Origin of the sequence: Nostoc sp. FACHB-888, assembly GCF_014696655.1 — a bacterium.
Taxonomy (GTDB): Bacteria; Cyanobacteriota; Cyanobacteriia; order Cyanobacteriales; family Nostocaceae; genus Nostoc.
The window spans coordinates 1-20,379 of the sequence record NZ_JACJQM010000003.1 but is presented as its reverse complement, the minus strand read 5'-3'; the positions used below and the strand labels follow the sequence as shown (position 1 = coordinate 20,379).

The following is a 20,379-nucleotide window of genomic DNA, read 5'->3' as shown; positions in this document are numbered from 1 at the left end:
AGCGACTATGGACTTGGCAAATATCTTGTCCAGTCCCCGCGATTGACGCAAGACAAGCGCGGACAATGGTAAAAAGTAAAACGTCTTAGGTGGTGTGAGGAGTGGTTCGGACAAGTAAACACAGCAAATTTTTTTTGCTAATACGTGTGAACTTGTTTAAATCAGAGAAGCAGGTTAATCTTGCGTAAGCATCTCTGGTGAATGTGATCTTGATCTATCATTTGTTGTGATCTAAATCATTGACTAAAATCCAACGGAAAAATCGAGGTCAGTTAAGCGCTAGTGATCATAGGAGGTCGTCTTTGAAACGAGCATTGAAAAAGAGAGTAAAAGCTGTGTTGAACAATAACCCCAGCAGCGATGATGCCCCGGTAGAACTGCTAAATGTGATAAATCCAAAAGTTAATCGCCGGGTGCGGACAAAAGCCGCCATGATTGGCTTGGCCATCTCTATGGGAGCAACCAGCCTTTTGGTGACTCGACAAAGCGATCAAGCCCAAGCAGCAGTGCCTGTAGGTAGCCAAAAGGCAACTTCAACGATTCCTGCTATTCCTGACACTGAGGTGAAATTCGCCTCCACAAGGCTGGAGTCCCAAGCAGTCTCATCAGCGAGCGTGCCAGAAAATCCTGTAATCGTGGAACCAACGGCAGTCTCACAAGTGCCTGGGCTTGAAGCTAAATGGCAAGTCGCGGCAAATGGAATGTCTTTGCAAGTTCCTGCATCAGCAACATTTTCCCAAGGAACAGCGGTTTATAAAAATTCCACCTACCTGAAGCCGCAAGTGGCACAGGGATTGAACAATACCTTAGCTGAAACTAGTTTCCCAACAGTTAATAATCTGTCTGAGTTTGGTGCTAATGGTGTTGGTATTACAAATGCATCACTAAGTGCCCAGTCACAAACAGTGGCAACATCTGGAGCAGCTAACAGTGAGATAAATGCACAACTTAAAGCGCAACAAGAGTTCGCACTGAATCGCTTACAAGAAAAATCGAACCGTTTAAGAAATAGTCTGGCACAGCTGCGGTCTGAGAAAACCAAAGATTTATCACAAGCTGATATAGGCTTGGCGCAGCCGACGACTGTAGTTGAGAAGACTTTATTAGCCAAGTCAGACGCTTCTGTTGATGCAAGCAAAGCGAACTTGATATCGAAGTTAAAACAGAAGACACAGACTAGTGCACTAACACCAGCTACACCAACAGTTATTGCCTCCTCGACTCGAACAGCCTACGAAGTTAAGCCTGGAGATACACTAGCAGCGATCGCCAGCAGATACAACACTTCAGTATCAGAACTAGTCAAGGCAAATAACCTCAATAATCCAAATGAACTGCAAATTAGTCAAAAACTGATTATTCCAGCAGTCGCTCAAGTTGAGGCAATTGTAGCGAGTTCCCCTACATTTGTAGAGTCCAGCAAAACTCCTCATGTTGCCGCCTCCACTGTAAACATTGGTAGTGCCAACTCATATCTACCTAGTTCACAATCACCAACTATTGCCGACAACAGTAGCGTTGCCGTCCCTACACCGATAACTGTTCAGATTCAGGCAAATAGTGCAACCGACTTAGAAACACCCCCCCCCACGGCTAGTTCTTATGGCGTCGGTGGTGACATTCCAGTGCCAAAAGCTTTTGCCGAAATGCAACAGCCTAAAACAGCAACAAATAGAGTAGCAAGGGAAAATAATAACAATAATGACCGTTTGCGGGGCTTACAAGCCGAAATTCAGAGGTTACAGCAGAAATATCGCGCTCAACAGTCTGGGAACTTAGTTGTGTCAGCAGCACCTACTGAAACTAACAATGCTGCGATGCTCACTCCTACTTCTACCCCCAATAATTTCCCTGTACCCAGCGCTACTCGACCAAATAGTGTAGCGATCCCAATTCCAGTTCCTACACCGATTCGGTCTAACTATAGCGTTCAACCAATTAAGACCCAATTCAGTGCTACTGTCCGTCCTAGCGAGGCAGTAAACCCAGAGTTCTTGCCTAATCTTGGTTCTGCTAGTCAGTGGACTCCCCCTCGCACTCCATCTGCCACAAGGGTTGCAACACCTCCTGGAAAAGTAAATGCCTCTGATTCCTTAGGAAAGATGCGGGGAACCACAGTTTCTCCACAGATAATACCGCCCTTGGCAGCAGTGGATCAATATCTGCCCAGACCCATTGACGAACTTACACCTCCTCCATCTTCCTCAACCATATCTTACACATGGCCGGCGAAGGGAACGCTCACCTCTGGTTATGGCTGGCGCTGGGGTAGAATGCACAAAGGAATTGACGTTGCTAACTCCACTGGCACGCCAGTTGTCGCCTCAGCTGAGGGGACGATAGAAAAAGCTGGTTGGAATAAGGGTGGTTATGGCAACCTTGTCGAAATCCGTCATCCTGATGGAAGCACGACTCGCTATGCTCATAACAGCAAGATTCTGGTGCAACCTGGTCAGCAGGTGAATCAAGGAGAAACAATTGCTTTAATGGGTAGCACTGGTCATAGTACTGGACCACACACTCACTTTGAAATCCATCGATCAGGCAAGGGTGCTGTTAACCCAATAGCTATGTTACCAGAACGCGTTTAATTCCTAGCTGTCTGTAACTAAGTTATTACCTTGTTAATTGAGGGAGGTAAACTCCCTCTTTTGCCTTTTATGACCTTAAAAGGGATAAAAGCTGTAAGAAAATTGCAAAAATCCTAGTATTGAGCAAATTTGTATGCTACAATAGTTTATAATTTGAATATATTTGGCTCAGTAGCTCAGTTGGTTAGAGCGCGGGACTCATAAGCCTGAGGTCGTTGGTTCAATTCCAACCTGAGCCACTTTAAAAGTTATAAGTAGCGAGTATTGATCTATAGGGATCTCTAATACTCACGACTCAAAAGTCAGCACTATTTCATATGGCGGATTACTTCAGCAACTGACCAAGCTTGAGCGATCGCTCCTCTGGGCTTGTGAGGTGCATCACCATCAAAAATCTCAGAAATAGAACCAAGACAAGCGTCAAATAGGAAGTGATCTAGCAGAGGTTGCCAATCAAAAGGCAGCGATCGCTCTGGATAAAAACGTTCCCAAGCCCGAATATATGGCCCAATTAGCCAAGCCCAAACAGTGCCTTGATGATAGGCGCGATCGCGTTGCTCTTGGTTACCCTCATATCTCCCTTTGTATTCGGGATCTCCTGGATCAAGGCTGCGAAGACCATAGGGCGTGAGCAAGCTGACAGTTGCCAAATCTAGTACTTGACACCCTTGTTGTGAAGAAAAGGCACAATGGTGTAGTGACAGGGCCAAAACGGCATTGGGGCGAATTTGAAAATTCCGACGATCATCCGGCTCAATAGTATCGTACAGATAACCTAGCTGAGGATTCCAGAACTTTTGCAGCGAGGTTTTAACGTGTTGTGCTTGTTGAGCATAGCGCTGTGCTTGCTTAGTGAGACGCACTGGCTCACCAAACTCAAGCTGGCTCAATCGTTCTGCCCACTGACTCAGCCAACATAAAGCTGAATACCACAGCGCATTGATTTCCACTGGCTTACCGTACCGGGGAGTGACAGGGTGTGCCCCAATTACCACATCCATCCAGGTAAGAGCTAGATCACGACCATCCCAACTAACTAACCCATCGGTAGCATCGATTTGGATATTGAAATGTGTACTACCAACAAATGCTTTGTAGATTTGCTGTACTACGGGGAATTGCTCTGCCAAAAACTCCCAGTCTTGGGTAGCTTCTAAATAAAGCCCTAAAGTTTCAATCCACCACAACGCCGCATCAATACTGTTATAAATTGGTTCGCCATTGGCATCAGGAAATGTATTAGGAATCAAACCGTGGCGACAATAATGCCCGAAAGTCCGCAATAATCCTTTCGCTACGTCAAAGCGTCGTGGAACAAGTGCTAACCCCGGTAAAGCGATTAATGTATTGCGCCCCCAGTCATTAAACCAGTGATAACCAGCAATGACCGTAGGGCCAGCAATTGAGGCTCGATAGACGATAAACTGATCGCTTGCTTTGAGTAGCTGTTGCCAGATTGTAGATTGGGCATTGGGCATTGGGTATGAGGCACTTGTACTAAGCGTACTCTTACGGAGAAGCAAGCTACGCGTAGCATCTGTCTGCGGCACACTGTTCGCGTCTCGTAGAGAAGCCGTTGGCGGAGTATCTAGTAGAGAAGTATTGAGCATCGGGCATTGGGCATTAGTTGCTTCCACTCCCCCTGTCTCCCCTGCTCCTCTCCCTCCTTGACTCCATCTAAAAATCTGCGAGAGCCTTTCTTGTTCTGCCTCTACGGCTTCTGCAAAGGTTTCAGAGGTGAGAATACCTGCCATCGAGTCGGGAAAACCTACTCGTGCTTCTAGAGTCACCACATCTCCTGGTTGCAGTGTGACTATCAAGTAACCAGGACTGTAGAGGTCTTCCTTGTCGCCTAATCCCCGTTTTGTCTCCTCAGGCAATCCATAATTCCAATACCAAACTGCATCTGTTCGATATTTTCCTTGTGTCCAGCGCAAGTGCCAAGGTATACCGAAATGCCCAGCATTTTTTGCTTGCAGACAGACTTGCTGTTGCCCAAGCAATTCTGAGAACTGTAATCCTGGACTAGCAGTTTGCTGGTGGTGAAAGTTACGTTCTGCTATCAGCAGTCGCAGCCGTAAAATCGCTGTATCACTTCCGTTATAGCGATATTGGATCAAAATTCGATGGCAAAATTCGGCAGGGGCATTGGGGATTGGGCATTGGGGATTGGGCATTGGGTATGGGGAAGGGTGCAGAGGAGAGGAATTTTCCCCTTGCTCGCCGCCCCATGCTCCCTGCCCCCTGCTTCCTGCTCCCTGCTGCCTGCCCCCTACTAACCCATAGGGCATCACTAACTGTCTAGTTAACTGCCAGTTATCTTGACCCCAAATCCATTTTGGAACTGGATTAATATCAAAACAGCGTAGCAGTTCGTACCCTGTCGGCTCAATCTGACCGTTACCCCAAAAATTTGTCCCTAGCGCTACAACGCTTCCTAATACTTCCAAGCTAGCTTCTAGGTGCGAAAACAGCAGAGTGCGCTCAGAAGGAGGGTTTGTCGCGGCAAACAGCCAACCGTGATAAGTGCGGGTGCGGACATCAGAAACCGTACCACTGGCGAAACTTCCTAAGCCATTGGTAAGCAACCATTCTCTTGTATCTAAATCAAGCATTTGCTACTCAAAATCGTTATGAGTATGATATAGTCGTAACAGATCGTAATTAAACTGTGAGAGCGTGGATGGGTGAGTTTTACTTGACCCAAATTCCAACGCTACTAAACCGATAAAGGAGAATTAGGTTAATGTCCCTTACTTACGGAACCGAAGGAAGCCTCCGCGTTGGTCAACAAGCTCCCGATTTCACAGCAACGGCTGTGGTAGATCAGGAATTTAAAACAATCAAACTTTCCGATTATCGCGGTAAGTATGTCGTCCTGTTTTTCTACCCACTAGACTTTACCTTTGTTTGCCCCACTGAAATTACAGCATTTAGCGATCGCTACGAAGAATTCAAGAAAATCAATACAGAAGTCCTTGGGATTTCTGTGGATAGTGAATTTTCTCACCTCGCTTGGATTCAAACAGATCGTAAGTCTGGTGGCGTCGGCGACCTGAATTATCCTTTAGTCTCCGATATCAAAAAAGAGATTAGCGCCGCTTACAACGTTCTTGACCCAGCAGCAGGCATTGCTTTGCGTGGTCTGTTCCTCATCGATAAAGATGGTATTATACAGCACGCTACCATCAACAACCTAGCTTTTGGTCGCAGCGTTGATGAAACCCTGCGGACATTACAAGCAATTCAGTATGTTCAGTCTCACCCCGACGAAGTTTGCCCAGCGGGTTGGCAACCTGGTGACAAAACAATGAATCCTGACCCAGTGAAGTCTAAAGTTTACTTCTCTGCTGTCTAGACTACGTTTGCTAAACAACTCTAATTCAGGCTATTGGAGTTAAAAGCAAAATCAATGAAAACCACAGATAAACAGAGATACACATTAAACAGTGTCAACCTCGGTATCTATCTGTGGTTTTTTTATAAAATAGTATTTAAATAATTAAGGATAAAAATATGCTGACTTCAACTGATTTTAGTGGCTTATTAAATGAGCGATTCTTCCGCAATTTTTTACCAGTTCCAGCGACAAATAAACTTAGGTTGGGAGTAGGAACGCCAGATTTTCAACTGCCAGATATCACCAACGGAACATTAGTAAAATTGTCTGATTATAAAGGTAAGCAACCAGTGTTACTCGCCTTTACTCGCATCTTTACTGAAAAACAATATTGTCCTTTTTGTTTTCCTCACATCAAAGCTTTAAATGAGAACTACGAGAAATTTCAAAATCGTGGCATAGAAGTTTTAATGATTAGTAGTACCGATGAATGGCAGAGTCAAATAGTTGTGAAAGATTTAGGCATAAAAATGCCGTTGTTGAGTGATCCCAGTTGTAGAGTGTTTCGTACCTATCAAGTAGGGCAAGCACTGGGAGCACCTTTACCAGCCCAGTTCGTATTAGATAAAGAAGGAAAACTTGGCTACTGGCATTTATTTTCTTTTTTGGATCACAATGCTAGTGTTGAGACTTTGTTAAAACAATTCAATTGAGTCTAAGGTGTAAAATTGGCAATGCTCGCCCTACTGATAAAACTGTGAGGTTTTATGGTGCTGACCCTTTATCACTCACCGATTTCTCCCAACTCTCGCCGCGTTTGGATTACTCTGCTGGAAAAAGGACTTGACTTTGAATTAGTAGAGATAAACTGGATGGGGAGCAGTTTAAGCCAGAGTTTTTGGCAATTAGCCCCTTCCATCACATTCCGGCTTTGGTGGATGACGGCTTTAGTGTAGTAGAATCTTTGGCAATTCTGGACTATTTAGAGGCAAAATATCCCACACCTGCGATGTTGCCTAAAGATGCCAAGGATTTAGCGATCGCACGCATGGTACAACTGGTAACTGTGAATGAGCTTTTGCCAGCAACCACTACGTTTTTACCTCAAATATTAGGCTTACCTGAGGAAGAACCAGAAAAAATCGAGCAGGCGAAACAGAAAATTTCAATAGTGCTGAAGCTTTTTGAAAATTTACTTGACGATCGCCCTTACTTTGGTAGTCAAAACCTAACTCTCGCTGATGTAGTGGCTGGAACTGTAGTAATATGGTTGCCGGAAGTGGGCATTTCCTTAAGTGATTATCCAAAAGTGAATGCTTGGAACGACCAATTAGCTGCACGGGCAACATGGCAAGCTACCGAGGCTACACCAGAAGCAATGGAAGCGTTTAAGTCCATGATAGTAGCGAGAAATACGCAGCAAATTCATACTTAAATGTAAAGACGGTAAATTTACCGTCTCTACAAAGCTAAATTTTCACAGCTTGACTTGCTGCAAATGACTGCGGGGATTATAAGTACGTATAGCCCGGATTTTTTCATAATATTCCCGCTCTTGTTGGCTGAGGTCTTTTGGTGGTGCGATCGCCACCTTCACCAACTGATCGCCACGTCCACCCTTGGCGAGAGGCCAACCTTTGCCACGTAAACGCAGCGATTGACCAGAACGCACGCCTGCTGGTAGCTTGACATTAACTGAACCATCAGGTGTGGGTACATCAATAGACGCTCCCAGGGTAGCTTCATCTGGCGTGATTGGCACTTCGCACACCAAGTTATCGCCTTCCATTTGAAAGAACGAGTGCGGCTGAAGTTCGACTTTTAAATATAAATCCCCTCGTTGTTGAGTCATCGGGTTGATTTGACCTTTACCCCGCACGCGCAGGCGGGTACCAGGTTTAGCGCCAGATGGGATACGAACATCAATTGTTTCGTTACCTAAACTGAAGCGCTTTTGCACACCGTTAAATGCTTCAGCAAAAGTTAGAGTAATTGCAGCTTCACTATCCTGGGAAGTACCCGTGCTTGCATCACCAAACCCATAATCGTTAAAGCCGTTAAAACCACTCGACGTATTTGTAGAAGTACGGTAAGAGTAATTTTGTGAGTAATTTGAGTAATTATTTTGCTGTGAGTAACTTTGTCGCCCACCGCCAGGGGTAGCACCACCAAAGCGTCCTAGCAACTCATTAATGAATTCATCAAAATTGCCATATTGACTGAAGTCAAAGCCACCCATATCAGCACCAACGCCGCCAGATGGGAAACCTTCACCAGCTTGTTTCCAATATTGACCAAATTGGTCGTATTTTTTACGCTTATCTGGGTCTGACACAACCTCGTAGGCTTCGCTAACTTCTTTGAAGCGTGCTTCTGCCTGTTTGTTATTTGGGTTGACATCAGGGTGATATTTACGGGCTAGTTTACGAAAGGCTTGCTTAATCTCCTCTGGAGTGGCAGTCTTACTAACTCCCAAAATTGCGTAATAGTCTTTGAAGTCGGTTGCAGCCATCTACCAGCCTCCTATAGAAATTCCTGTTATGTTTTTTTTTAAGATGAGAGACGTTTAATTTGCTAGGTATAGTGCCAAGCAAAAGAATCTGATTTTAAATTAACAAAAAATATAGAAAATCAAGTGTGGTTCTCGCTCAACAAGCGATCGCAATTTCCGTACTCTGATTTTTCTGATAAGCGGATTAGCCTGTCTAATCCCTCTTCCAGGCTTGGGGGAGCATCTCGAAGTTGACGGTGCATTCGCAAGATAATTTCTTCAGGAACTTGGCGCGATCGCCTTTTATTCCGTGCTAAACACAGCCAAACTGGCGTATCCACCCAAATTCCGGTAATGTGGGTAAAACCTGAGTCATGGGCTAAAGCAATGACTTGACGACGATTGCGGCGCTGGGCATTGGTGGCATCGAAAATAGCTGTATTTTCTGTAGAAATAGCTTGCTGAAATTGCCGTCCTACTTCCCGCCAAATCACCAGCCATGGCCCCTGAATGGCTTGGGAACCGAACAGTTGCCCCCTGATGCCATCCGTAGAAATCAGTGGCATTTGGGGGCATTCTGTAAGTAATTGTTTTGCCAAAGTTGACTTACCGCTAGCTGGAAGGCCAATCAGCAAAATAAGTTTAGTCATTTGTCCTTTGTCCTTTGTGGTTTGTCATTAGTCATTTCTGAATAACTAATGACCAATCACCAATGACTAATGACTAAATTATTGTTCCATCGGGAATGACAGCATTTTTCAGCACAACGGTAATGCCACTGCGGATGTAGAAACCTTGACTTTCGCGGTCAGCTTCTTGGACGTTATCTTTATTGATAATTTTGACATCGTGACCGATACTGGCGTTTTTATCGATGATGGCACGGCGAATAATCGAGTCACTACCAATACCTACAGGAATGTCACCTTGTTCTACATTGGATTGGCGTTCTACAGAAGCTTGGTAAAAATCTGCACCCATGAGCAAAGATTCTTCGATGAGGCAGCCAGATTCAATTCGCGATCGCACTCCCAAAACTGAATGTTGAATGCGACAATTTTTCAAAATGCAACCTTCCCCAATAATTGATTCTGTTACCTGGCAATCTAAAAGTTTACTCGGAGGCAAGTAACGAGCGCGGGTATAAATTGGAGCCTGTTCATCATAGAAACTAAAAGGTGGCTGGGGCTGCTGAGTCAGTGCTAAATTGGCATGATAAAATGCCTCAATTGTTCCAATATCTTCCCAGTAATCATCAAAAAGGTAAGCTTGAACGTTGTAATCTTTAGAGGCATCAGGAATAATTTCTTTACCAAAATCAGTCCTTTCTATACCTTCTCTGAGCAATTTGAACAAAACCTCTTTTTTAAAGACATAAATCCCCATTGAGGCGATGTAAGGCTGTTGCTGGGCTTGTTCTTTCGATAATCCCAGTACGCTTGTATCAACGCGCATTTGGATTAATGCTTCACCTTTAGGTTTTTCGCTAAAATCGATTACTCTACCAGAATCATCAATTTTCATCAAGCCAAAATCTGAGGCGCGGCGCTCATCGATAGGGATAACTGAAAGAGTAATATCAGCCCCCGTTTCTCTATGGCGCTGGATAAACTGGCGATAATCCATGCGGTAGAGGTGATCACCTGAAAGGATCAAATATTCGTCTGCATTCCATTCTTCCATTAACCACAGATACTGACGCACAGCATCGGCTGTACCTTGGAACCAGTTTGGGTTTTCTGGCGTTTGTTGTGCCGCTAGAACTTCCACAAATCCCTCATTGAAGCCAGTAAAGTTATAGGTACGGGCGATGTGACGATTCAGAGAAGCTGAGTTGAATTGTGTCAGGACGTAGATTTTGAATATTTCGGAATTTATGCAGTTACTGACAGGGATATCAATTAAGCGATACTTTCCTGCTACTGGTACTGCTGGTTTAGCGCGGAGTTTCGTTAGTGGGTAAAGCCGAGTACCCGCGCCACCACCAAGGATGATTGATAATACTTTTTTCACAAAATTTCTCCCGACTGCCTTTCAACTCTCACTCTCAGTTTAGGACTGTCTGCCACCACACGTAAGGGGGATCATGTGATTCTTAGGGATGAATTTTACAGAATACTGCTGATGATGGATAGTGGGGCTGATAAGAAGAAAAATAGAACACTTGTATTAATTGGTATGAAGAATAGGGTGCGATCGCTCGGATGCAACAAGCTCGGCAAATGATTCGCTCCTATACTATTTATGCTCTTAGTGCTTTTAAAGACTTTAATACTGCTGAGATTGAAGAGGTAAGACTTAAATTTGGCATTAAGCTGGGTGGTAAGGCGGGTATTCCTTACATTACCGAAGGCTCTTCTGAAAGTAATCTGGAAATTGAGGTGAAGTGTAAGTTTCCAGAAAAACAAAAACCTGATTCACAGTAACAGCAAAAAATTATCCGCGCGGGATAGGGTTAGGCAATGCCCATTAAACACCCAATCTCCTAGTACCTATTCTCTTATTAACTAAACCTAATTGCTGCGATCGCTTCAAATACTTCACCCAAGATTGCTCTGACAACTGGGAAATGGCATTTGGTGACAGTGTTGCTGTGAAAATATCTTTGCCACTGGTAACACCACTAACACCTAAACGTTCTAAAACAGCACTTGCAGCAGAGTCTAAAATTGGTTCAGTATGAATGAAAACCCCCAAATTTGATTCTTCTAAACTTTGAACATCATTTAGCGCTGTAGCAAGGGCAGCATCTAGCTTTTGATAATTCATTAGCAATTCCTGAGTAAAAAGTGCGGGCAATTTTTATTCTATCCTACAACCAATTTATCAAGTTTATGAGTTATCATTACCTATCTTTGTACAGAATTAATGCACTAATTTCTACGTCAAATTACAGATTAATTGCTAGAGGGATAAACCAACAATTAATGGGTAATAATTCAATAGTGTTAGCAGCATGAAATGCGATCGCTTTGTTTCTTGGCTTCTCTGCTACTCCCCTTTTCGGTAAAATAACTTAGCAGATCAGCAAGGAACAGGTTCAGGATCATGGCTCAAGCTAGTATTGGGATTATTGGTGGCAGTGGTCTGTATAAAATGGATGCACTCAAAGATGTAGAAGAGGTGCAAGTTCAAACCCCCTTTGGTTCACCATCTGATGCTTTGATTCTGGGGACTTTGGATGGCACACGAGTAGCTTTTTTGGCGCGTCATGGTCGCAATCACACGCTGTTACCCTCTGAATTACCGTTTCGCGCTAATATCTATGCGATGAAGCATTTGGGTGTGCAGTATTTAATTTCAGCTAGTGCTGTGGGTTCCTTGAAGGAAGAGGCGAAACCACTGGATATGGTGGTGCCAGATCAATTTATTGACAGAACTAAAAATCGAATTTCAACGTTTTTTGGTGAGGGAATTGTTGCTCACATTGCCTTTGGTGATCCGATTTGTAAGAACTTGGCTGGTGTGTTAGCAGATGCGATCGCATCTCTCAATTTACCAGAAGTTACTCTTCATCGTGGCGGCACTTATGTCTGCATGGAAGGGCCAGCTTTTTCCACTAAAGCAGAATCGAATCTTTACCGCAGTTGGGATGCAACAATCATCGGCATGACGAATTTACCAGAGGCGAAGTTGGCAAGGGAAGCGGAAATTGCTTATGCAACCTTAGCGCTGGTGACAGATTATGATTGTTGGCATCCAGACCATGATAGTGTGACGGTAGAGATGGTGATTGGCAATTTGCTGCGGAATGCTGTAAATGCTCAAAAGGTGATTCAAGAAACTGTGCGGCGCTTGAGTGAAAATCCGCCACCGAGTGAGGCGCATTCGGCGTTGCAGTATGCAATTTTGACTCAGTTGGATAAAGCACCAGCAACGACGAAGGAAAAGTTAGGGTTATTGTTGCAGAAGTATTTGTAATATTGGTGATGAATGAGCGATGTCTACGCCTACGCAATTTCTTATTACAGTTTTGCGTAAAGGCATGGAGTTTTTAATGCAGGGTATATAAATCTTACCCACCTAAAACTCAAACAAAGCCTGCTTACGCAGACTTTGTTTAAATGCCCCTAGACTTTACTCTATGGGGGCTTTCAGATTTTTACAAGAGATTAAATCGACTAATTTCAATCAATATCTCTGGCTGCCTTCTTCACTGCACTGCCTGCATCTTCAGCTGTGCGCTGAATATTTTTACCAGCATCTTCAGCGCCACTTTGAACATTTTTGGTCACGCCTTCAGCTGCATTTTGGGTATTTCCCTTGAGATTTTCAATTCCTCGCTGAGTACCCTTAGCTACGCCTTCTCCCAATTCATTAGCTGAACTACCGATATCTTCACCCAGGTTCTTCACTCTTTCGCCAAAGGGTGTACCTTGTTTGTAATTTCGACCATATTGCTCTGGGCTGTCAATTCCCTTTTGATCAATATTTTTTTGAGAATTTTTCGCCAGCGCATCAGCTCTGTCATTAGCTGCCTTTTCATCTGCTCCTGCTCTAGGATCTACATCACTAAAGTTATTCATTCCACCAGATGGAGAAGAGAGAGGATAATCTTTTGTGGGATCGTATCGTTCGAGATAAGGTGACTCAGCCTGTGGTGGTTGTTTTGCTACTCCTGGATCAGCACAAGCTTGTGTCAGAAATAAAAATATTCCTGCAAATAAAACAGTTAAAACTTTTAAGGGACGAATGCTTTTGAGCCAATTCATTGCTTTTTTCATACTCCTACTCCTTGCATTTTTGTGACTAAGTTAAACTTCAACCAAGATAGCATTTGGAATTAATTTTGCATTCCAAGCATTCAGACAAAATAAGGGTTCTATCTGCCTACTGCTGGATTTTTTTGTAATTCAGGTCTAGCAGCAGCTTCATCTGCCTTATCTTGTAAAAAGCCGGAAGCTCTTTCAACATTCTCTTTTACAGTCTCAATCCGATCTTGAAACCGATCTCCTACGCTTGGTTCATCTTGAATCAAACCACCTGGTTCAGCTTCTCGGAAGTCCTTGTCTGTGATAATTGGCAGTTCTGCTTCTTTATCGATTCGACCTGCTGGTGTCTCAGCACCAGGATAAAGTATCTTGGATTCTCTATCTGTTGTAGCAATCAACAATTGCGAACTTGGTTGTAAGCTAGCTTGGTCGCGCCCCTTATTGGCTTTTGGGTTTGCTATTTTCGGATCGGTAGACATTTTGTAGTTGGTATAGTTGTCTCCACCATTCTTATAAGGATTGTTTGATCCACCAGCTTGTACAGCAGGGTTTTGTGGATTTGCACCTTGAGCATTTGCCCCAGTACAAGCAGTGCTAACTATCAACAATAGTCCAGCTAAAAAGATAGTTAATATCTGACGCAATCTTATTTTTTTCAAGAATAGTCTCACAGCGTTCACGTAGTCCTCCTTACCAAAATATTAATAAGTTAAGAGTTTGCTGAATCTTTGCAGGGGTCAGCAAGTTATTGTGCTTGTTTTGGTTCGCTCAGTTTCGATAACCTCTATTAAGGATATGAATAATAAAATGCGCTTGACCTCTAGCGCAGGCTACATTTTAATGTATACAAAAATATTATTTTTATCTAACTCTAGAGAGATATAAAATAAAGTAATATAATTTTCATAAAAAGAACTACATCAATCTTTTTGATACTTCAAAAGCTTTGGATAAGTAGCTGATGTACTGTAATACTTGAGGCATTAGCCCCTTGTTGCTCTACCGTTAAATTACTAAATTAATGAAGAAATTTTTACGTTGGATAATTTTGGGGGGAACGCTGTTTTTTTTAGCGAAAGCTCTGAAAGATAATTGGATTGGAGTGACCGCTATCCGCATTGATGGGGTAGGATGGTCAATTATAGCGATCGCTACAGGCGTTACTTTATTAGCACATACTTGGGCAGGCTGGATCTGGACTTGGATTCTGCAAGAGTTAAATCAACCTGTGTCATCTCCCCAATTCATCCAGGTTTACCTAAAAACGAACATAGCTAAGTATTTACCAGGTAATATCTGGCATCACTACGGGCGAATTATGGCAGCCAAAAATGCCAATATTTCTGCTGGTGCAGCTACCTTAAGCGTTTTGCTAGAACCCCTACTCATGCTAGCGGCTGCTTTAATCATTATTGTCCTATGCAGTAGCCAATTTGCAGCAGCTAATACTATCTTCGTTCTGCAAATACTACAATTGCTGAGTTTAGCTGTAGTCCTTTGTGCGATTCATCCCAGGTTTTTAAACCCAGTTATTCGCTTTTTGTACAAATTAAAAGCAAAAAAGTCTGCTACTAGCACTGAACAAACTGTTCCCTTCAATCTTAAAAGCTATCCCCTACGGCCTTTGTTAGGAGAACTGGGCTTTATGCTACTACGCGCCACTGGGTTTATATTAACTATGTTCGCCCTGGGTTCGTTGAGTGTGGATCAAATTCCTTTGTTATTAGGCGCTTTTAGCTGCGCTTGGCTGTTAGGTTTTGTAATTCCGGGTGCGCCTGGTGGGTTAGGTGTATTTGAAGCGACTGCGTATGAACTTTTACAACACCACTTTCCATCTGCGCTAGTATTTAGTGCGATCGCTCTATATCGCCTCATTAGTATTTTAGCTGAAACTGCGGGTGCAGCCTTGGCTTGCTTAGACGAACGCCTTACTAAATCATGAATCAGACGGCACTCATCTTTGTCTATCTACCTTCATCTGCGAAAATACACGATAACCATCCAGATTTAACTGTGAATTACTGCTTTGATCTTCTCCCATCTTAATCAAGTTGTATTCTACATTTTCTGCGTAAATTGCAAAGGTTATATTAAAAATTTCCATAAAATTGATTACCCACTTACACTCATTTTCAGGATATTTCTCGTAATAACGAATTAAATGAGCAATTTTAATCTCTAAATGCCTCCGGGAGTTGCTACAAATCAAGATTGTCTTTAACAGTAGAATCACCAATGTTAAAGAGTGACCTTGAGTAAGTAATAATATAAATAATGACGAAGGTTCTTTTCCGTTTTCTGTTATTAAACAATCAATAACTCGATTACAGGTTCTCAAGAATAACTCTTTAGTGATAATTTCTTGATTAAAATCTTTCTTCCATAGATATAAATCCTCTGCAAATTGCTGCCGCAAACTTTTGACTAATTCTTGATTGTCTACAGAAAAAAATAAATATTTTTCTATACTTGTTTTAAATTGTTCAAGAGTTTGTCCTTGAGTTTGCTTGATAAATATATTAGCAATATTTTCATGGCTAAACACACCCTTTTTTAAAACAATTGCTTTTATTAAATGCAAAACATTATCTCCCAAAATACTGGGATTTTTGTAGCGCTTTGTGCTTGATACGGCAGATTGAGAACGAGCAATATACATTGCTAGTTCAAACTTAAATTTGTCTTTTATTTGCCTATAAAGCTTTCTGGAAGCCTCTTGTTGCTCTATTGGGTTATTCTCATTAACAGATTGAGCAACTAATAAATAGGAAGTGTAGCGATTAGCCCAATGACCTTGAGATAATTCGTCATGTTTAGTAGCAAATAGTTTTATTTCTTGGTAATCTTTACTAGTAATAAAATTCTCTAGCCAGCTTTTACAAATATTTGCTGCTGGAAAATCCTTGGTTTTTGTTTTTAAATTTTCAATTGCAAATAAGTTAACTAATTCTTGGATATATTTATCTTTTCTGTTAGTTTTCCAAGTATTAATTATTATATATATACATCGTTTGAGTGTATTACGAAACTCATGTTCGTTATGCTCTAAAAAAATGTTGTATATCCCAGGTATAGAATGAGAATATGATGAATCAAGACCGTCTATAAAAAAAGCCTTAAATTTACGTAAAACGTCATTTGGTGACATTTTATTTACAATTTCTATGAAAAAACTATAAACTTCTTCTTGTGCAATCTGCACATTTAGCTGTCTAGAGTTAGACGTAACGCAATGGGGATCTTCCTGACTAATTAATAAAGTATTAGCGGTCATTCCATTTATCAGTATAAAAAGGTTTCTTGTTTATATTATTACCAGCTTAACTCTATTGAACATTAGCATCAATCTATTCTTCAAATATTCAGTAAGATTTTTACATAAATTTGATAAACTCTAGCTGTAAATAAAGGATTAAACATAAATTGTTTAATCCTTCATCAAATACTCCAGTGTAATTGCTTAGTCTTGTAGCGAAACTTATTTAAATAAGCTACATGGATAGGGATACGAGATTACCGTGTCTTACATTTGTTATAAATTATACAAAAATACTCCTATATCTTCTATAGGAGTCTTTTCGCGTTTTAAATGGGGGTGGAGGGACTTGAACCCACACGACCTTTTACGGTCAACGGATTTTCATTCTCCCGCAGCTTTCACTGCTACCTGACGACTTTAACAAAGTCAGGTTTTAAGAATTGGACTCTCCCTTTACCCTCGGCTTAACGTTAGGGTAGCTCCCGTCGAGTCTCTGCACCTTCCCGCAATTTTGGATTTTAGATTTTGAATTGAAGACTAATCGTACAATCTAAAATCACAAATCTAAAATTTTTGGGCTTGGCTCAGGATTGCCATGTCTGTTGCCAGATTTAGGTTTCCCTGAGTTTGAGAGCTTCCACTTAAGGGATTTCTCCTTCAAGGCTCAGTTATCTAAGTCCGTAGCGTCTACCATTCCGCCACACCCCCGCAGGTGTTTTGCAACTAGTATAACTAGTTATTTTTTCGAGGCAGCAAATACCGCCTTATCTATTCCACCATCAATTGTGTCTTTTGTCCAACTAGATTAAAAATATTTTTTCCAAATTGGGCAATTGTTTTCTAGAGTTACAAGTTTTCCTTGTTTCCTCGTAATCAATCTGGATCAGTTTTTCATCTTGTCTTATCTAGACCATTTTTTATGGCAGATTTACTAATATAGCATAATACTAATTTTTGTCAATCAATCTGGAAATAAACGAGAAATTCTGGGGTAGTTATGTTGACCAAGAGGCAAGGGGAAGAAGACAAAGGGGCAAGGAGAATTGGGGACAAGGGGAAAGACTTATTGCAAGTTCTCACCTCTTGTCTCCCTGCCCCTTCTTTGAAAGCATCATAACTATAACTTTCCTCAGTTCCGCTCTTCAGCCTATGATGGAAAACAGATGCTTAAGACTTGAAAGTTTATGATTGTCGCCCTGCTGTATCTGATTTTGGCTGGAGCTTACCTTCTGGTAATCCCGATTGCTGTTTTGCTATACCTGAAGCAGCGTTGGTATGTAGCTACCTCCATCGAGCGCACCTTTATGTACTTTTTGGTATTCTTCTTCTTTCCGGGTTTATTGGTTCTATCGCCGTTTCTAAATTTTCGACCCCAACGGCGGCAAATTGAAGTTTAACTAGATTGGTAGGTCATAACTCTCATGCGACGGATTGACGCTATTGGAATTGGCTTAGGCGTTTTTATTGCTGGCGGCTTGGCATATATAGGATTGCAGCTAGTCGGTTTGGATAATCAGCAAGCTGGTATATGGAGCCAAGTCTTACTAGTCAGTGGGTTATTTGGCTGGTTAGCTACCTATTTTTTCCGTGCGGTGGGACAAAAAATGACCTACCACCAACAACGGGAAAAGTATGAGCAAGACTTTCTGCAAAAACGGTTAGATGAGCTTACTCCCGAAGAACTAGCACGAATTCAAGCCCAAATAGAACAAGAAGAGCAATCTCAGGTGTAAAGTTATCATTGGTCATTGGTCATTTATCCTTTGTTAATGACCAATGACCAATGACTGATGACCACTGACTAATGACTAATAACTAATGACTGCGATTTCTGATTGCTTTGAAACCCTTGGGCAAAATGGCGAGTGCGCTCTGATTCCGTTTATTACTGCTGGCGATCCAGATTTAGAAACAACAGCAAAAGCATTGCAGGTTCTAGATCAGAGTGGAGCCGACATTATAGAACTGGGCATACCTTATTCCGATCCTCTGGCTGATGGACCAGTAATTCAAGCTGCTGCTACCCGTGCCTTACAAAAGGGTACGAAATTGGAGCAGGTGCTGGAAATGTTGCAAGGGATTACTCCCAAATTGCGATCGCCTATTATTTTATTTATCTATTACAACCCAATTCTGCACCGGGGAATTGATAAATTTCTCTCTTCAATCGCTGCGGCTGGGGTAGCAGGATTGGTAGTACCAGATTTGCCCTTGGAAGAAGCAGCAGGCTTGCTCGAACCAGCTAAGAAGATGGGAATTGATGTAATCTTGTTGATCGCTCCCACCAGTGATGCTCAACGGATAGAAACGATCGCTCGTTCATCCCTTGGATTTATTTATTTGGTCAGTGTCACAGGGGTAACAGGGGTGCGATCGCAACTGGAAAACCGCGTGTCCGATTTACTCAAACAAATTCGTAGTGTTACTGATAAACCCGTTGGTGTAGGTTTTGGCATCTCTGAAGCCGCCCAAGCCCGTCAGGTAAAGGACTGGGGCGCAGATGCTGCGATCGTGGGCAGCGCTTTTGTGAAACGGTTAGCAGAAGGTTCGCCAGAGCAGGGACTAAATGCGATCGCCCAATTTTGCCAAAGTCTCAAGGTAGCCATCAAAACCACCAACACTAGCACAAATACTCCTCTTGATTAGACGGAGAAAGTAGATTAAAAAAGTATAACAGCGCAGATTTTCTATCCTTATTTGGTAGACAATTTGACCTTTATAGTCTTGAATATTAACATCAGATATCAAGATGTAAAAAAACTAGCTGATACGGTTGCTTATAGTTTGAGTATTATGTGAAGTCAAGTAGGCATAATTTATGAGTGTGAGAGTGAGTCAGTCACAAATGATTATAGTTACGTCGCAATTGAGGAATAAAGGCGATGAGTGAGAGTATGGCGTTTATCGGCGGGGTCGCCGTAGCTGGGCTGGCGGCTCTCGTATTGCTCAAAGGAACAAATACCCCGCTACAACCTAATTTTGCTGTTGCTCCGCAAATGCCAGGGGTAGTAGCGCCAGGAATGCAGCCACAAATGTATTCTCCTTATGGCCCCTATGGGCAACCAATGTATCCGAATCCTAATCAGCCGCCAGTTGCTCCCAACACTGACCAGCGTCTGGAGATGGAAAAGTTGAACACGCAGATGCAGTTGGAGCGTTTAAAAAACGACAATGAGCAACTGAAGTTGCAAAATCAACAACTCCAAGGTCAAGTTCAAAATTTCAATACTCAACAACAGTGGCAACAAGCCCAGCAGTATAACCAACAAAAAGTAACAGCACTCCAACCGCAAAATCCTTCTTGGTGGTCTTCACCCATGCTTTGGGCTGTGGGAGGCGCAACTCTCACTATTGGTGGTGGTGTTGTCGTTGCTGGTGTATTGGCTTTGTTTTCACCACGGCAGCGTCCAGCCCGTACTGTACAAGTGATTCACCCTTACCAAGGAAATACACCGCCCTTGGTTCCAGTCCGTCGCGCTGAGTTTCTACCTGCTTCGCGGATGGAAGCGAGACGAGTTGAAGCCCCAGAATACGACGAAATGCATTAAGGGACTACCAAAAAATAAATTTAGACAAAACCCGGGTGGGGTAAAGCGGATCGTAATGCTAAGTGAGTTGACTCAATATCACGCCTTTATAAGGGTTTTATCTTAAGTTGACATTAATACATAGCTGTGTTGCCCCTAGAAGAGGATATTTTTTTAACTAGAAGTCCTTAGTAGGGAAAATAAAACTAGAGATAAACACCGATTTAAAATCTCGTTTCCAGGTATCACCTGGAAATTTTTTTGTTGGGCTGCTGCCGTGAATTGAAGAGGCGGTAGCCCCACATTAGGTAATTTCCAGCCAGAAGTTGGGGACGAGATAACTGATAAGCTGTTACGCATTAGACTCATCCGCAAAACGTAAATGCTTACTGTAAGTGGGTTTGACGAATTTAGGTTCAATAGGCGATCGCTAACTTACTCTACGATAAAATAGGTGTT

General features: G+C 42.5%; 18 protein-coding genes, 1 tRNA gene and 1 pseudogene. 12 read left to right on the top strand and 8 right to left on the bottom strand.

The features are described from left to right. Window positions 1-302 precede the first annotated feature (302 nt). Window positions 303-2,591, top strand: a complete 2,289-nt coding sequence (locus H6G26_RS02740; RefSeq protein WP_190727812.1) for a peptidoglycan DD-metalloendopeptidase family protein — start codon at window positions 303-305, stop codon at window positions 2,589-2,591. A 165-nt stretch (window positions 2,592-2,756) separates the two neighbouring features. Then, window positions 2,757-2,830 (top strand) — tRNA-Met (locus H6G26_RS02735). A gap of 69 nt (window positions 2,831-2,899) precedes the next feature. On the opposite strand, the gene H6G26_RS42315 is transcribed toward H6G26_RS02735, so the two are convergent. Then, window positions 2,900-5,206: an amylo-alpha-1,6-glucosidase gene (locus H6G26_RS42315; protein ID WP_242053570.1), complete on the bottom strand. Its 2,307-nt coding sequence runs from the start codon at window positions 5,204-5,206 to the stop codon at window positions 2,900-2,902. A gap of 131 nt (window positions 5,207-5,337) precedes the next feature. Here H6G26_RS42315 and H6G26_RS02720 point away from each other — a divergent pair, with 131 nt between their 5' ends. The 3 genes and pseudogenes from H6G26_RS02720 (at window position 5,338) to H6G26_RS02710 (ending at window position 7,366) form a co-directional block, all read left to right on the top strand. Beyond that, window positions 5,338-5,949, top strand: coding sequence for a peroxiredoxin (locus tag H6G26_RS02720; RefSeq protein WP_190727811.1), 612 nt, complete (start codon window positions 5,338-5,340; stop codon window positions 5,947-5,949). Between the two features lie 158 nt (window positions 5,950-6,107). Further along, window positions 6,108-6,644 (top strand): peroxiredoxin, encoded by a 537-nt coding sequence (locus H6G26_RS02715; protein ID WP_190727810.1) that lies wholly within the window; start codon window positions 6,108-6,110, stop codon window positions 6,642-6,644. A 57-nt stretch (window positions 6,645-6,701) separates the two neighbouring features. Then, window positions 6,702-7,366 (top strand): annotated as a pseudogene (locus H6G26_RS02710) (glutathione S-transferase family protein). Window positions 7,367-7,408: 42 nt separating this feature from the next. On the opposite strand, the gene H6G26_RS02705 reads toward H6G26_RS02710, so the two are convergent. The 3 genes from H6G26_RS02705 to H6G26_RS02695 form a co-directional block, all read right to left on the bottom strand. Further along, on the bottom strand, window positions 7,409-8,443 hold the full coding sequence (locus H6G26_RS02705; RefSeq protein ID WP_190727809.1) for a J domain-containing protein: 1,035 nt from the start codon (window positions 8,441-8,443) through the stop codon (window positions 7,409-7,411). A gap of 119 nt (window positions 8,444-8,562) precedes the next feature. After that, entirely contained in the window at window positions 8,563-9,072 is a 510-nt protein-coding gene (locus tag H6G26_RS02700) for an AAA family ATPase (protein WP_190727808.1), read from the bottom strand. Between the two features lie 73 nt (window positions 9,073-9,145). Further along, window positions 9,146-10,435, bottom strand: coding sequence for a glucose-1-phosphate adenylyltransferase (locus tag H6G26_RS02695; protein ID WP_190727807.1), 1,290 nt, complete (start codon window positions 10,433-10,435; stop codon window positions 9,146-9,148). 191 nt (window positions 10,436-10,626) lie between these two features. On the opposite strand from H6G26_RS02695, the gene H6G26_RS02690 reads away from it, so the two are divergent. Continuing rightward, window positions 10,627-10,848, top strand: coding sequence for a CU044_2847 family protein (locus H6G26_RS02690; RefSeq protein ID WP_199326613.1), 222 nt, complete (start codon window positions 10,627-10,629; stop codon window positions 10,846-10,848). A 43-nt stretch (window positions 10,849-10,891) separates the two neighbouring features. Here H6G26_RS02690 and H6G26_RS02685 read toward each other — a convergent pair whose 3' ends face one another. Beyond that, window positions 10,892-11,191 carry a hypothetical protein gene (locus H6G26_RS02685; RefSeq protein ID WP_190727806.1) on the bottom strand — a complete coding sequence of 100 codons (300 nt, stop codon included), beginning with the start codon at window positions 11,189-11,191 and terminating at the stop codon, window positions 10,892-10,894. Window positions 11,192-11,470: 279 nt separating this feature from the next. Between H6G26_RS02685 and H6G26_RS02680 the strand changes: the two genes are divergently transcribed. Beyond that, window positions 11,471-12,343, top strand: a complete 873-nt coding sequence (locus H6G26_RS02680; protein WP_190727805.1) for an S-methyl-5'-thioadenosine phosphorylase — start codon at window positions 11,471-11,473, stop codon at window positions 12,341-12,343. A gap of 206 nt (window positions 12,344-12,549) precedes the next feature. Here H6G26_RS02680 and H6G26_RS02675 read toward each other — a convergent pair whose 3' ends face one another. Together H6G26_RS02675 and H6G26_RS02670 are read right to left on the bottom strand one after the other, a co-directional pair. Further along, window positions 12,550-13,146 carry a hypothetical protein gene (locus tag H6G26_RS02675; RefSeq protein WP_190727804.1) on the bottom strand — a complete coding sequence of 199 codons (597 nt, stop codon included), beginning with the start codon at window positions 13,144-13,146 and terminating at the stop codon, window positions 12,550-12,552. A gap of 98 nt (window positions 13,147-13,244) precedes the next feature. After that, window positions 13,245-13,814, bottom strand: a complete 570-nt coding sequence (locus H6G26_RS02670; protein WP_190727803.1) for a DUF6658 family protein — start codon at window positions 13,812-13,814, stop codon at window positions 13,245-13,247. Window positions 13,815-14,155: 341 nt separating this feature from the next. Between H6G26_RS02670 and H6G26_RS02665 the strand changes: the two genes are divergently transcribed. Then, window positions 14,156-15,076, top strand: coding sequence for a lysylphosphatidylglycerol synthase domain-containing protein (locus H6G26_RS02665; protein WP_190727802.1), 921 nt, complete (start codon window positions 14,156-14,158; stop codon window positions 15,074-15,076). A gap of 12 nt (window positions 15,077-15,088) precedes the next feature. Here H6G26_RS02665 and H6G26_RS02660 read toward each other — a convergent pair whose 3' ends face one another. Further along, window positions 15,089-16,408 carry a hypothetical protein gene (locus tag H6G26_RS02660; protein WP_190727801.1) on the bottom strand — a complete coding sequence of 440 codons (1,320 nt, stop codon included), beginning with the start codon at window positions 16,406-16,408 and terminating at the stop codon, window positions 15,089-15,091. A gap of 1,169 nt (window positions 16,409-17,577) precedes the next feature. On the opposite strand from H6G26_RS02660, the gene ndhL reads away from it, so the two are divergent. From ndhL to H6G26_RS02640, 4 genes are all read left to right on the top strand, one after another. Continuing rightward, window positions 17,578-17,790: an NAD(P)H-quinone oxidoreductase subunit L gene (gene ndhL, locus H6G26_RS02655; RefSeq protein WP_190727800.1), complete on the top strand. Its 213-nt coding sequence runs from the start codon at window positions 17,578-17,580 to the stop codon at window positions 17,788-17,790. Window positions 17,791-17,814: 24 nt separating this feature from the next. Next, a complete protein-coding gene (locus H6G26_RS02650; protein WP_190727799.1) occupies window positions 17,815-18,126 on the top strand; it encodes a DUF3007 family protein in 312 nt (103 codons plus the stop codon). Window positions 18,127-18,211: 85 nt separating this feature from the next. Beyond that, window positions 18,212-19,039: a tryptophan synthase subunit alpha gene (gene trpA / locus H6G26_RS02645; protein WP_190727798.1), complete on the top strand. Its 828-nt coding sequence runs from the start codon at window positions 18,212-18,214 to the stop codon at window positions 19,037-19,039. 236 nt (window positions 19,040-19,275) lie between these two features. Continuing rightward, window positions 19,276-19,941: a heterocyst differentiation related protein gene (locus H6G26_RS02640; protein WP_190727797.1), complete on the top strand. Its 666-nt coding sequence runs from the start codon at window positions 19,276-19,278 to the stop codon at window positions 19,939-19,941. Window positions 19,942-20,379: the final 438 nt, after the last annotated feature.